Origin of the sequence: Arsenophonus nasoniae (assembly GCF_004768525.1) — a bacterium.
GTDB lineage: Bacteria > Pseudomonadota > Gammaproteobacteria > Enterobacterales > Enterobacteriaceae > Arsenophonus > Arsenophonus nasoniae.
In genome coordinates this window covers 507394-522016 of sequence record NZ_CP038613.1, presented here as the reverse complement: position 1 = coordinate 522016, position 14623 = coordinate 507394, and the positions used below count along the sequence as shown (strand labels likewise).

Sequence of the window (14623 nt, the reverse complement as noted above, 5' to 3'; positions counted from 1 at the left end):
TGATGTACGGCCAATGTGCCGCCCGACATAACCAATTATCGGACGAAATTAATCAAAGAAGGGATTTATCGCATGAGCAAAAAAATAATTACGTTAACTATCAATGAAAAAGACATCCGCTTTGAGCCCAATATCACGGCTTACAATAGCATGATCAATGATATGTCGATGGATAACAAAATCGCCCCTATCACCACCTATCTAAAACGGATAGTTTGTGCAGAGAGCAAAGAATATCTTGATGAATTACTCACGCTACCGGGTACCGCCGCGCAAATTGTTGATAATGTCAATAAAGCGTATGCGCCCAGGCTGGAAATTAGCATAAAAAACTGACTCACCGTGTTCGTGCGATTGAAAAGAATCCGCTGCAACAGTTCCGCATACTGCGGCAGCGGTATTTGCCACATGAAGCGGACACGGAGGAAAATCTCGCGGCGGCAATCTGGTTAGACAATCGCTATTCAGAAAACATGCGGATTGCCATTGCAAATGGCATTGCACTTGCCTTTAAAGGTGGCTCATGAGCGAACTTGATTTTACCCTCAGCCTTATTGACAACATCACTAAACCCATTCGGAAGCTGCAATCTGTCGTCGCTAACTTTGCTCATGATAGTCAAGTCGCTTTTGGAAAAATGGCGATTGGCGGTGCGGGACTGGTGGGGGCTTTTTGGTCGGTAAAAAGCATTCTTGACCCCGCTATCGAAATGAATCAGGCCATGATGTCTGCGAGTTTACAAGGTATCGATAGCGGCGTGATGGATAAAATCGCCAAAGATGCCCTTAAATTTGCGGCGCAATACGGTAAATCATCTATCGATTTTGTGAATTCCACCACCGCAATCAGCAAAGCCATTAATCATGTGAACCAACAGGATTTACCGCAATTAACCCGTATTACCAACACCACCGCCGCGGCACTGAAAAGCACGCCAGAGGAAGCCACCCAGTATATGGGGCAAATGTTTAACCAGTTCGAATCCTATGCCAATCAGGTGGGTCAGGTGCAGTTTGCAGAATTACTGGCGGGTAAAGCCGTGACGATGTCAAAAACCTTCGGTATCTCTATGGCCGAAATGGCCAGTCTGATGGAAGGCGCAAGAAATGCGGGGACACAATTCGGTGTGGGGATTGACGAACAATTAGCGGTATTGGGCGAATTACAACGAACATTAGGCGGTGAATCCGCGGGGGCTTATGAGTCATTTATGAAGACCGCGGCGGCGGGCGCTAAAAAGTTAGGGCTCTCTTTCGTCAATGCCACGGGCCAAATGCGCTCAATGCCTGAAATGTTGGATAAGCTTCAAGCCAAATATGGCAGCAGTATTGAAGGGAACGTAAAAGCCCAACAAGAAATTGAAGCCGCTTTCGGTGATGCTGCCGTGGTCGTCAAACAGCTTTATGGCAATGTCGATATATTGCGTAAAAATATCGGGTTTTTAGGTGCCAGTGATGGCCTAAAACGTACCGCTGAGCAAGCGGCGAAACAAACCCTCCCTTGGGAACGATTACGGGCAATCTGGAAATCTATCCGAATTGCCGTCGGCATGACCTTGTTACCGGTTATTAACCCATTCATTGATAAATTGGCCGAAGGGGGGCAAACCCTTGTGCGCTGGTTTACCTTGTTTCCTAATATCGCACGGTGGGTGGGTTATCTCACCCTGGGTACACTCGGGTTCGCTACCGCGGGGGCGGCAGCAAATATCGTGATGGGAATAGCGCGTCTTATGATGACGGGCTTAACAGTCACCATGAGCCTGTTTACCGGGGTATTAAAAATAGGGACGGCGTTTGTCTGGCTTTACCGAGGAGCGATTTTAGCATGGAATAGTGCGCTAAAACTGATCAGGGGAACACTGCTGGCAGTACGCATTGCGGCCATGGTCGCGGGGATTAGTTTTTCATTTATGAGCTGGCCAGTATTGTTAGTGGTTGGGGCAATTGCGTTGCTTGCCTACGGTATCACTAAATTGATTGAACATTGGGATGCCATTAAAGCCGCGGTCATGAATACCACCGCCTTTAACGTGGTCTCAATGGCTATTCGTGCTGTCGGCGAAGCCTTTGACCAAGCATTGGAATTCATCCTTGAAGGATGGAAAAAGTTAACCACCTGGTTTGATAATTTTTCTTTTATTGATTCATTCGCTGCCATGGCAAACGGGATCACCGATATTTTTACGGGCGTGTGGACATGGCTAAAAGCATCATTCATCGATGTTTACAACGGGATCGTTGACGTGCTTAATATCCTGCCCGGGGTCAACATTGAAACCAACGCGACCGGAACAGCGGTTGGCTCTTCTACCCCTGCTGATGCAGGAAGTTTATTAATGGGTAGCCAATTAAACGATGTCGAAAAAGGCGGCATTAGTCGGCAAATCAGCCATAACCGAACGCAAAGCGTTGATAACAGCAAGCGTTTTGATAACGTCAATATCCATGTGACAAACGGAATGTCACCAACGGATTTAGCGGAATGGACGCGGCTAGAAAATGGATGATTTACGCTATATTGATTTATTAATTACCGACCGAAATTTTACTTTGAATGCCGGTGATGAACCGGCGTTGTGTCATAACCGGGTGTCAATCACGCAAGATGTGGCACACCGCATCATTGAAAGTGGACTCGCGACACAATTAGTGGCCGAGCGAAGTCCGACAATCCGCGCTGATATTCATACTCAAATGGAAATTCTGGTCGAAAGTGACGAGCGGCTCATTCCGGGTAGCGTGGTGATTGACGAAGAAAGCCCAAAACGATTGTGGGTGACGGCCGATACGGTCGATTTTGGCCGTATCAATTTGAGCGTGAATGATGGACAGTAGAAACAGACCCACAATCGATTATGAGCAAGTATTACGGGAGAGCGGGATGCCGGTTTCTGAAGCGGAAATTAGCGACCAGTTCGCCACCCTTGTTCACGATGAAGGACTCATTACGAATACATCCACGATGTCGCCATTTTGGCGCTTGATTAATACCCTCGTCACACGCCCTGTTCGATGGCTCAATGAAGCATTAATTCATGTTACCTTGAAAAACATGTATCTGGCGACCGCATCCGGTCACTTGCTCGATATGTTTGCATGGGGTGTCAATTTAGCCAGAAAACCGGCTACCGAGGCTAAAGGGCTGATCCGTTTTTATCGTTCGGCAGAGGCAGGCGCTGTCACTGTGGCAGCGGGTACCCTCATTCAGACTGAACGCATTAACGGCACCATTTACCGGGTGAAAACAGTAGAAACAAAAACCATTGATACCGCCAGCGTGTTAGTGCCGGTTATCGCAGAAAGTGCGGGCGGGGCTTATAACCTTGCCCCTGGCTATTTCCGTATTTTGCCCGTCGCCATTACGGGCATTGATCGCGTTCAAAATGAAGACAATTGGCTATTAATACCGGGTGCCAATGCAGAGAATGACCAGGAATTACGTGATCGTTGCCGAAACCAATATAACCTGGTCGGTAATTATCACACCGATGCGGTTTATCGCGGCATGATTGCAAACGTTGTCGGCTTAAGTATTGAACGCATTTTCTTCTTGCATGATGCACCAAGAGGTGCAGGGACGGCCAATGCGTATTTGTTGTTAGACAGTGGGGTGACCAGTCTGCCGTTTATCGACAAAGTGAATGACTATATCAATGCGCAAGGTCATCACGGACACGGTGATGATATGCAGTGTTTCGCTATGCCAGAAACTCAGCACACATTGAAAATAACGCTGTTTGTGCAAAACCTAGAGAACTTCACCGCGGAAGCATTACAAAAGCTAAAGCACGACACCGGCAATTTAGTGCGGTGCGCATTTAGAGAAAACACCCAATACGCGGTTAAAAAGACCTGGCCCTATTCGCGTTTTTCGTTTTCAAACTTAGGTCGAGAGTTACACAAACACTTTAAGGTCATTGATTCTATTGAATTTAGCCTTACCGATATCGTGAGTACACTGAATGTACCACGCTTAACGTCACTGACGGTTGAGGTACGTAATGACCGAGTTTAACGAAAAACTCAAACGGCTAGAGCTGCCTTCGTGGATGAACAACGGTGAACCCGCCGCATTATTGCGCGCGACAAAGCGCTTTTGGCAATGGATTTACGATCGGATCACCTGGCCATTAACGCAATTAGATCCGGAAACCTGCACCGAGCCATTATTAAACTTGCTGGCTTATCAACGCGATATCCATCGATTTAACGGTGAACCGTTGAATTTATACCGAAAGCGGGTGAAGTATGCGTTTATTAATGCCAGGGATGCGGGAAGCGTGGCAGGGTTTATTGCTATATTTCAGCGCCTTGGCGTCGGTTATGTCGAAATAAACGAGCGTCAGCCCGATATTGATTGGGATGTGATTATCTTACGGGTCAGTGATGTGCAAATCGCCAATCATCCCGATTTGCTGTTAAACATCATTCGCCAATATGGGCGGACTTGTCGCCGCTATCGGTTTGAAGTGATGGCTGCGCATAAATTGAGGATGCCAGTCAGCTTTGTTGAAGCGGATTATGTGTGTTATCACGCGCCATTACCTCATCATTCAGCGTCAAGTCAAACCGTTGGCGCCTCATTAATGTAAAGGAACACCTTCATGGCCTCAGTCATTACGACGGCGTTTGAACATTGGAAAGCGGAAGAAGCGGCAAGTGGAAAACCGGTCTTGCTTGATGAATTTGTGTTTGCAAACATCCCAAACCTCGATCCCAATAACCCCATTGATCGAAACGAAACGTTACCGCCTATCCATCAGATTGTGCACCGTCAGGTCGTCAATAAAGCGGGTTTAGCGAGTGAAAATGCGGTCGCTTATAGCGTCACATTAGGGGCTGAGATCGGTGATTTTGATTTTAACTGGATTGGGTTACTGAATAAAACGTCTGGCACCGTCGCCATGATCACCCATGCGCCGCCACAGAAAAAATTAAAAACCCAAAACGGCCAGCAGGGCAATGTCTTGATCCGCTCGTTTTTGTTGGAATTCAAGGGCGCAGCCGAAGAAACCCAAATCAAAACACGGGCGGAGACATGGCAAATTGACTTTACCGCCCGTTTAGCGGGTATTGATGAAATGCAGCGTTTAATTAACATCGATAGCTACGGTGAAGCCGCTTTCTTTGATGAAGGCTTTGAAGTCATCCGAAACAGTGAACAATTTATCGTTAAAGAAGGTCTTGGCTATGTAGGTGGTTTACGGGGACAACTGGAAAAAAAATCGGTTTTAAATGAATTACGAAACACAAAAATTTATGCCGACTTTAGCTATCAAGGCAATATTGTCAGCCAGTGGCGTACCGTCATTAACATTACCGCTGCCCCCACCCTGAATAATTATGTGGATAATAGCGGCTTTGCCCATCATGTGTTTGCGATAGCCAGTATTGATGCCAACGGAAACGTGAAAGATTTACGGCCCAAAGGGGCACTGAGTCATCAATCGATGATAGCGTTTGAAACGCAATTCAAATTGGATTTAACCAAAAAGGTCGATAAGGTGAACATTTCAGGTGTCAAGGGCAATAATAATGACAAAGTGCCCAGCTTGAATTTATTCACAACAGAAGTGGACAAACTGCAATCTAAAGGCGACTACGCCACCAAAACAGAACTGCTACAAGGTCTTAATACCAAACTTAACAGTGCCGTTATTAAACAAGCGACGGGTCACTCAACAACCGATGTCATCAGCCAAAAAGTTTGTGACGAGCTCTTTGCCAAGAAAAATTCTTGGGAAAAATTCACCGCAGGTCAAATAGATATAAGGAGTAACGGTAATTATACCAGCTTGACCCTTATCAAAGGCGATGGTCAGAAACTTGGCTTTGAAACTGCCCCGGGCGATGCCTATTTCGTGTATAGAGATGCTAAAAACAACAATAAAGCTGTTGTCACTATTCCATCAAAGAAAGATGGAACTCTAGCATTAACTTCTGATGTTGAAGCAATCAACAATTATCCGGTCGGCGCGCCCATTCCCTGGCCACAAGCGACGCCCCCTAACGGTTATTTTGTCTGTGATGGCAATTACTTCGATAAAGCCAAGTATCCCCAATTAGCGTTAGCTTATCCTTCGGGGAAATTGCCCCTTTTGTACGGTGAATTTATTCGCGGGCTGGATTTAGGCAGAAAAGTTGACCCAGGCAGAACAGTATTAAGTAATCAAGGTGATGCTATTCGAAATATCACCGGACGCATTGGGTATGCCAGACACGGTGGGACAGAACCGCCAGTAGTTAATGGTGAAGGGGTATTTCGAAGAGACAGCAACCATAATGTGAACATTGCCAATGGACGCGGTGACGATTGGGGCAGCGTCATGTCTTTTAATGCTTCGCGGGTCGTTCCTACCGCAAACGAAAACCGACCGCGAAATGTCGCATTTTTATATATCGTAAGGGCTGCATAATGAAATACAGTGTAGACATAAAAACCACCGAAATTGGTGAAAACGGTTTTGCGAAAAACCGAGGCTGGATAAAAACGTTTATTTGCATGAAGGACGCACCCCATGAATATATCGGTGCGACAATGGAATTTTTGCATGATGGTCTCAGCGTGGGAGAATGTTCTTATACGGATGCGCCAGAAATACCGAATAGTGACGAAATCGCCATTATTCGGAGTCTTGATGGCAAACAGTGGCTATATGTTCCTGACCACCGAGGCAAAACGGTATTTGATACCACCACTCAATATGCCTATACCGTTGATTATCTCGGCGAAATAAAAACCGGCTTCACCTTGTTAGTGCCTAAGACGCAGTTTGATAAATGGGATGGCAAAAAATGGGTCACGGATAATCAGGCAGTGAAAGCCGCCCAAATCAATACAGCGAATGAGAAAAAGTTACAATTGATTAATGAAGCGGAACAAATCATCAATCCATTAGAGCGAAAAGTCAGGCTGGGGATGGGTAATGATATCGATGCGTCAACATTGCGCGAGTGGGAAATTTATAGTGTTAAACTCAATGATATCGACACCTCAATCGCACCGGATATTGATTGGCCAGAGAAACCGCAATGACAGAGCATCGTTGTTATTGGCGTAAACAAATCCTGAAAATGTCGCCGACCCTGTCGGAATTAACCTGCTCGATGGTGTCCGCTCACCCGTTTGTGTATGGATTAGGGCAAAAAACGGCAACAGGCAGTTATTTAAGCCCGCCCAATGCGATTCTACACCTGGCTAAGAAATTAAGGGGGGCTGAGGAAATCAACGTTGTTGTGATGATGGTCTGCGCTAAAACCCAAACTGAATTTATGGGGCTGTTGCAGGCGTTTTCGACCGTTTTCCCTTTGCCCGTTTTTTCACAGGTTGAACGCATGGCCAAAACCGCCCAATCACTGCAAATTACTAAAATGCAGTTACCGGCTTTACCTTTTGGCGGTTTACCAAAACCGCAAACATTATCAACATCCAGTAGCCGCGCCACAATAAACGCGCAATTGATAGCGCAGTCTAAAAATAACGCAGGGAGCACAAGCGGTATTGATACCATAAAATCGGCGTTGACCCGATTTAAAATCAACCGCGAAAGTGTTTTAAACGCGATTGATGGCAAAATCACCGAGCTACTTGGCCAATCGATGGTAATCTGGCGTTTTATCGGCACAGGGACGGGGGATTATTTAGCAGAACAACTGCAAAAAGACATCCCTGAACCGGATGCCATTTTTACATTAGCAACGCTATTCGCAGGGAGTGAACTGGCACCATTAAAGGAAATGCTACATGACCTCATCACACGACCCGAAACCGACAACCATTACTCTGGCGCTTGATGGCGAAGCCATCCCGTTAAAGAACATCAAAGTTAATCCGTCGGTACAATTTCAGGATAAAGACCAATCCGGTCAAACATCCAGTACGGCAGTGGCCGAGCAAGGTATCAAACCGAAAGAGCTGCGCGTTACGGGCGTGATTAACTTTACTGACCCGAAAGTGCTCACAAGGCTATTTGCTTTAGCGGAAGCCAAAGAAGAGGGTAAACTTAAACGCTACAGGGTGGCTAACCATACCGCCAAAGCGATTAATTTTCGTATCGCCACCTTTACCGGAAATATTGACGCATCGGAAATCGACGGGCAAATGGCCTGGCAAATCACCTTTACATTAAGAGAGCATTTATCGGTTTCTGAGAAAAAAGACGCTATCGCGGCAGGAAAAGTACAGGCCAAAAAGCAAACAGGCAACCCCAAAGCCCCTACCACCCCGTCAAAAGAAGAAAAAGATGAACTGAACTGGTTTGAACGAACGGTGTTAAAACCCATTGATGATTGGGGGAATCCATGAAACCGATTAGTCGTTGCTATTTATCGCATGATGAAGTGCACCTTGTTGATGCCAAAATCATGCTGGAGTTATCCGCTTGCGGACGGGGTTTTTTGACGGTAGAAACTAACACCGATTACACCGGTAAATTAGTACGATTTGACACCGGTTACACCAATTCGCTCTATCGCTATTTCATGGGCTATGTCGAACGCACTCAACCCACCGATAACGGTTTTCAAAAACTGTTCGTCCGTGAATTGGTGGGGCTATTTGATAAAATGTGGCCGTGTTCATTTCAGCACCCCACATTAAAAACAATTATCGATTATTTACAGGAAAATAGCGGACTGACGTTCATTCTACCCGAGGCAAAATATAGTCATACGCCAATCCCCCACTTCACACATAATGGGACTGGCTTTCAGTTACTCACTCATCTTGGGGCAGTGTTTAGCATTGATGATTATGTCTGGTATCAAATGCCCGACGGTAAAGTCTTTGTCGGCAGTTGGGCGGACTCCATGTTTAAAAATGACAATCATGAAGTCCCAGCGCCATTTTCAAAAAAACAGTCCGCAGGAAATAGCGCGACATTTCCATTAATCCCTGCTTTACGGGCTGGAACCGTGGTAAACGGTAAACGTGTTAACAAAATTCAGCTTGAAAATGAAGATATTACCCTGTACTGGACGACAATCAATCCGCTGACAGGTAAAGCAGAAGACAAAAGCCCAATACACAACCAGATTGATAAAGCGTACCCTGAATTATCAGCGGGTCTACATTTACCCCAATTCGCCCGAATTGAGTCACCGAGTGAATCCGTCAGCGCAGGGGATATATCCGACCCGTTCAGACCTAAATATGCGGTTGATGTGCAACTGCTCGATAGTGATGGTAACGGATCCGCCGCACCAACATACAAAGCCGTACCGTTACCTTTGCCCATGGCAGGTAGTGAAAGTGGTCTGTTCCAGTTCCCCCCCGAAGGAACCATAGTCGAAATTGCGTTTGAAGGGGGTAGGCCGGATAAGCCCTTTATTCGTCAAACCCTCAGCCAACATAATACCCTGCCGGATATACAACCTGGGGAGCAATTACAGCAGCAACGCCAAGAAGTTTTTCAGCGCGTGACGGTCGATGGTAGCTGGCATCGTGAAACAGACCAAAGCATTAATGAATGCTCTATGTTACGCACCATCAACGCGGATAAAGAACAGCGGACATTAGTTTCAAGGGAAACGACGGTACAAGCGACGGATACCTTGACCGTATTCGGTATGAGAAAACTATTAGCGGGTGCAATCCAACATTTGTCTGAGGGTGATTACGCAATAGCAACATCAAAAAACTATGTCGCCAGCATTGAAAAAGATATGACGGTTAATGTTGGACAAAACTCAACAATAGAAATTGGTCAAAAGCTCATAGAGAAAGTCGGACAGATTAAGCAAAGTATTGCCGGTGCACAACAACACATTATCGCGCCTGTGGTTTGGATAGGTAGTCAACAAATCAACGTTGCCCAATTGATGTTAGAGACATTAGCAGTCGTTAAAGAGCTTGCCGAGCTAACAGCCGCACACACTCATAACAACACGGGCGCACCCCTTAACGCATCATCAATCAAAAGCGCTGGCAGTAAGTCAGACAATTTAAAAGAGAAGTACTCGCCCGTTATTAGTCAGTAACGTTATCGTTCAGCTTTTGCCCACCCAGTGTGGGCTTTTTTATACTATCACCGATCATGCAAAACTGATCCACTCTACCAATTTAAGCGACACCACCCTCATAAAATGCCATAAAGGGAATGATGCATATTACCATGCATGGAGATCACCGAATAACATCCATCGAGATCAGTTAATAACATCGATGGAGATCAATTTTACTCCAGCAATATGGGTCACATTTACTTTGGTACTGACACCCCACGAAATAAAAGTTACTACCACGTAAAATCCGCTACACCGCACCCGCCTGCACAATTTGGATCTAAAAATTATTTCAGTTTTTAAGTGGGACAAAACCTATCGCCTGAACCCACCACGCCTAGAGTCTTTGATAAAACTTCAAACTGAAATGTGTGAAAAGATTTTCAGTAAATTACAGTTTTTAGATTACGAGTTGGATCGCATTAGAAAATCAATGCACTGAAATATAAAGAAAATTTCTATTTTACGTGGGTTTGATTGGATCGCAGAATTAGCTGTATAATTTTACAAAACCAGTAGTCAAGCTGATTGAGATAAAATAAAAAACTGAAATGAATTACAAAAATATTTGGAAAAATTAGAGTGACATATTTTTAAAAAAATATAATTAACTGTGACATGTCACTAAATAATTAGCGGTCAGTAAAAAACTCAGGGGACAAAAAGGGGGCAATGGCATCTAGAAACAAAAAAGCCACTTGCTAAAAAATGGCTTAATGTATTGATTTAACAGGTAAAATTTGGTGGCCCCTGCTGGATTTGAACCAGCGACCAAGCGATTATGAGTCGCCTGCTCTAACCACTGAGCCAAGGGGCCTAAGTGGGATGCATTATACGAGCTGTTTTTGCGCCGGTCTAGTCTTTATAAATCATATGCTTGTTTTATAAACAAAATCAACCAATTTAATGGTTTTCCGTGAGTAATTTGTTAATTAATTATTTCAGTTTAAATCGAAGGATAATAACTGAACAATAATAATTTATTGATAAATTTATATTCAAAAGTTAACAGCAAGTTATGAATAAAATATAAACTAACATATTATAATATTAGGAAATCTACAAAAACCTACTTATGAAATTTAACTATGGATAATAGATTATTATAATTAATATTAGATAATATCAAGAAAACAAACATGAATAATATAAAATTTCCGCTTCTTACTTTGATAACAAATAACCATCTTAATAAAGAACATAACTTAATTTATTTAACTAAATTAATATAAATTATTTTTTAAAATCATCATGTTGAATTTAAAGAAAACATTAGAAAAATTATATAGTATAAATTCAATATATCTGGTTATATATCAATACTAATAACATATTCAGTAATATTAAATATATTTATTGTGTTAACACTGTTAATCAAAATACGCCAATCGCGTTTATTTTAAATTCGACACTATTAGGGAAATAGAAAATATGGCATATATAAATATGGATACCAATCGTTGTTCAATGTTTGCTAATTACGCAATAAATAGCAATAGCATAGAAGGAAAAGTATTAGCGACATCTCCAAAAGGATTACTTGAACATATCATAAACTTTTTTACTTTAGGCGGCGTAGAAAGAAAATTATCTAAGCAATATGATAATTTAATGCAAACAATGACCAACGCGCTGGAAAAAAAAATTGCTAATTCAAATTGCTATCATATTCCTGAAGAAATCAAATTCAATTTTAACGGTTGTATGGTAACCACTAAACCCTCAGAATATCATTCAGATAAGCTATCTGTTTGCGTTGAAGGACCAACAGGAGAACATTTTACTTCAGAAATCGATAAGCATGCATTTAAAACGACCGCTACCGTAATGTTATTAAATAACCGGATTGATCCAAATATATACATCAAGAAAGGAAGGATTTATTTATTAAATACCGATCTATCCGCCAGAATTTTAGACGGAATTAATTTAGCGGGTGCTTATTTGTCGAATGTAAATTTCAATGGAACAGACTTATCCGCAGCTAATTTGCAAAACACAGATATTATCAATACAACATTTGATCATGCAAAATTAATAGAAGCAAATTTAAACGGCGCAAAAATTGAAAAAACAACATTCAATTATGCAAAATTAGATTCAGTATCGTTAGAAAGAGCCTCGATAGCTGGCGCTAATTTTGATCACGCAACACTTAATTGCGCAAAGCTGACTGACACAAAAATTATTAACTTACAACTATCTGACGGCGAAATTAAAACGAATACATTCAATCATGCAACATTAAATTCAGCATTGTTAGAAAGAGTCACCCTATTTGGCGCTAATTTTGATCATGCAACGCTTACTAACGCTAATCTAATCGATGCAACAATTCAAAACACAACATTTAATTATGCAAAATTAGATTCAGCATTGTTAGTAAGAGCCACCATAGCGGGTGCTAATTTTGATCACGCAACACTTATTAAAGCAAATTTAACTGAAGCTAAATTAGCTAAATTAAAAATGCCCAACGAAGAAATTAAAGTGACGACATTAAAGTTTGCCCGTTTAGATTCTGCATTGTTAAATAAGGCGAATCTATCCTCTATTCAGATGCAAGGAGCAACACTTATTAAAGCCGATTTACGTCAAGCAAATATTTTCAAATCTGACTGTGACAGTGTCAATTTCAGTAACGCTTTATTAAGCAAAGCAAACATAAAAGGGTCTTTTTTTCAAAAATCAATATTTACTAAAGCTGATTTAAGTCACACAAAAATAATTACCTCTGATTTATCTGATGCAAAACTGCAAAATACAAAATTAAATAACGCTGATTTTTCCAGTTCCTATTTCATATTATCAGATTTGACGGATGCCGATTTAAGCGGAGCAAAATTATTTTCAACAAATATGCAAGGCGTAAAATTGACAAATGCAAACCTTCACCAGGCAAATCTGAAATATGCAAATTTAAAAAATGCAGATCTAAGTAAAACCATTCTAATTGAAGCAAAGCTTAATAATGCCGAGCTAGTAGGCGCAGTCCTGGAAAAAGCAAACCTATCAGAAGCAGTACTTGACAATGCCAATTTAAGTTTTGCTAATTTATATCAAGCTAGCTTAAAAAATGCTCAATTAGCAAATACATGTTTAACTGGTGCTATCTTACAAGAGACAAATATCACTGATGCTAATTTAACAGAAGCAGATTTGACAGCGGGTATGTATTTACAAGGAATAGTTATTCCTAAAGAAAAATTATCTGAAGCAAGGCTAGCAGCGGCTATTTCATTACAAAAAATAAATATTGACGAACTCAAGATCACTAAAGAGAACATCACAGCAAACTTATCCCAAAAAACAGATGCGATTGAAGTATATTTAGCCGCAGCTATCTTATTACACAAAAGAGATAACCTTGATTTAAAAAACATAACGCTTACTAATGCCAATCTGATAAGAGCAAAATCAGCAGCCACTACTTTATTACAAAAAACAAATCCTACCGATATAAATTCAGCAGTAAGCTTATTACAACAAACAAATATCACTAAAACCGATTTAGCAAAAGCGATCTCATTACAAAAAACAAATCTCATAGATGCAATTTTAATAAACTCCAACTTACAAAAGGCAGATATTACCGATGCGGATTTAACCAACGCTAACTGTCAAAAAGCCAAATTCATTAATGCAACTTTAATAAACGCTATCTTAAAAAATGCCGATCTAACTGATGCAGATTTAACCAAGGCTAACTGTCAAAAAGCCAAGTTCAGTAAAGCAAATTTAACAAGAACAGATTTTACTGAGTCGAACCTACAGGATGTAAAGTTCTCTAAACATCATATAAAAAGAGAATTTCTGCAAGAAATAAATGTAGCAGTAGACAAGCTTGAAGCAAAAACAAACAAATTAAAAAACAAAATGAATAAAGTATTCCATTTAAACTAGGTAAATCATATGGTTATAAAACTCAATATATTGGCAATTATTAAATAAAATTTTGCTAGCTTATTGATTGTCACTGACGGTTTGTATGCAAACAGCAAAACTTATTATTCCGCTAGTGCGATTGCTTAAAAACAAAAAGCCCACACAAGCTGGGCTAAATAATCAACAGAGAGGATTTTATTGATCATAGATAGACTTTGCTGTTGTTAATTGTTTATTTAACTAAAAATAAATATTCCTCAATATCCTTTATTTAAATGTTAAAAATATTCAGCATTAACATTTAATTAAAAAATTTATCTTTTTAATCAAAATAACACATTGAGTTTTACATATACTTAATAAATAATTAAATTTTATATAAATTATTTTGCTATTTTATCTTTTACAAAAATTAATTAAATGACTAAATAACTTGATATGACAAACAAAAATATTGCTCTTTCTGTAAACCAAAATAAACACCAACAAATAATTAACGTTAATTAACAAAAAATAATAATATCCATCAAGATTGAGACATTAATCGTTAAAATTTAATTTTTTTATTTTAATCTACTATTAAGATCACATTTTTATATCAATTAACTTACTTTCATTTTTTTATTTTGCCAACCTAGGCTTATATTTTTTCATTAAATAAATTAAAAAGCATTTTATTCGTGAACAATCTCATAAAAATACAAATTACCATTAGATAAATATATCTGTTTTTA

12 protein-coding genes and 1 tRNA gene are annotated in these 14623 nt (G+C 41.0%); 12 read left to right on the top strand and 1 reads right to left on the bottom strand.

What is annotated here, in order from left to right; all coding sequences use genetic code 11:
• Positions 1-15: 15 nt before the first annotated feature.
• The 11 genes from ArsFIN_RS02430 (at position 16) to ArsFIN_RS02385 (ending at position 9980) form a co-directional block, all read left to right on the top strand.
• On the top strand, positions 16-336 hold the full coding sequence (locus ArsFIN_RS02430; protein WP_407062010.1) for a putative phage tail assembly chaperone: 321 nt from the start codon (positions 16-18) through the stop codon (positions 334-336).
• Between the two features lie 65 nt (positions 337-401).
• The gene (locus ArsFIN_RS28105; protein WP_276324652.1) at positions 402-527 is read left to right on the top strand and encodes a DUF6890 family protein; all 126 of its coding nucleotides are present in this window, start codon (positions 402-404) and stop codon (positions 525-527) included.
• Positions 524-2509, top strand: coding sequence for a phage tail tape measure protein (locus ArsFIN_RS02425; RefSeq protein ID WP_026821523.1), 1986 nt, complete (start codon positions 524-526; stop codon positions 2507-2509). Before ArsFIN_RS28105 ends, ArsFIN_RS02425 begins: the two co-directional genes overlap by 4 nt.
• Entirely contained in the window at positions 2502-2837 is a 336-nt protein-coding gene (locus tag ArsFIN_RS02420; protein WP_026821522.1) for a DUF2590 family protein, read from the top strand. The genes ArsFIN_RS02425 and ArsFIN_RS02420 overlap by 8 nt, the downstream gene beginning before the upstream one ends.
• Entirely contained in the window at positions 2827-4017 is a 1191-nt protein-coding gene (locus ArsFIN_RS02415) for a baseplate J/gp47 family protein (protein WP_026821521.1), read from the top strand. The genes ArsFIN_RS02420 and ArsFIN_RS02415 overlap by 11 nt, the downstream gene beginning before the upstream one ends.
• Positions 4004-4594, top strand: coding sequence for a phage tail protein (locus tag ArsFIN_RS02410; protein WP_026821520.1), 591 nt, complete (start codon positions 4004-4006; stop codon positions 4592-4594). The genes ArsFIN_RS02415 and ArsFIN_RS02410 overlap by 14 nt, the downstream gene beginning before the upstream one ends.
• Positions 4595-4606: 12 nt before the next feature.
• Positions 4607-6418 (top strand): phage tail-collar fiber domain-containing protein, encoded by a 1812-nt coding sequence (locus ArsFIN_RS02405; RefSeq protein WP_051296900.1) that lies wholly within the window; start codon positions 4607-4609, stop codon positions 6416-6418.
• A complete protein-coding gene (locus ArsFIN_RS02400; protein WP_034249146.1) occupies positions 6418-7038 on the top strand; it encodes a tail fiber assembly protein in 621 nt (206 codons plus the stop codon). The genes ArsFIN_RS02405 and ArsFIN_RS02400 overlap by 1 nt, the downstream gene beginning before the upstream one ends.
• Positions 7035-7796, top strand: a complete 762-nt coding sequence (locus ArsFIN_RS02395) for a hypothetical protein (protein ID WP_071846836.1) — start codon at positions 7035-7037, stop codon at positions 7794-7796. The genes ArsFIN_RS02400 and ArsFIN_RS02395 overlap by 4 nt, the downstream gene beginning before the upstream one ends.
• A complete protein-coding gene (locus ArsFIN_RS02390; protein WP_026821516.1) occupies positions 7747-8307 on the top strand; it encodes a baseplate complex protein in 561 nt (186 codons plus the stop codon). The genes ArsFIN_RS02395 and ArsFIN_RS02390 overlap by 50 nt, the downstream gene beginning before the upstream one ends.
• Complete coding sequence (locus ArsFIN_RS02385; RefSeq protein ID WP_026821515.1) at positions 8304-9980, top strand: hypothetical protein; 1677 nt, start codon at positions 8304-8306, stop codon at positions 9978-9980. Before ArsFIN_RS02390 ends, ArsFIN_RS02385 begins: the two co-directional genes overlap by 4 nt.
• 765 nt (positions 9981-10745) lie before the next feature.
• Here ArsFIN_RS02385 and ArsFIN_RS02380 read toward each other — a convergent pair.
• Positions 10746-10821, bottom strand: a tRNA-Ile gene (locus ArsFIN_RS02380).
• Positions 10822-11450: 629 nt separating this feature from the next.
• Between ArsFIN_RS02380 and ArsFIN_RS02375 the strand changes: the two genes are divergently transcribed.
• Positions 11451-13907, top strand: coding sequence for a pentapeptide repeat-containing protein (locus ArsFIN_RS02375; protein WP_162143400.1), 2457 nt, complete (start codon positions 11451-11453; stop codon positions 13905-13907).
• Positions 13908-14623: the final 716 nt, after the last annotated feature.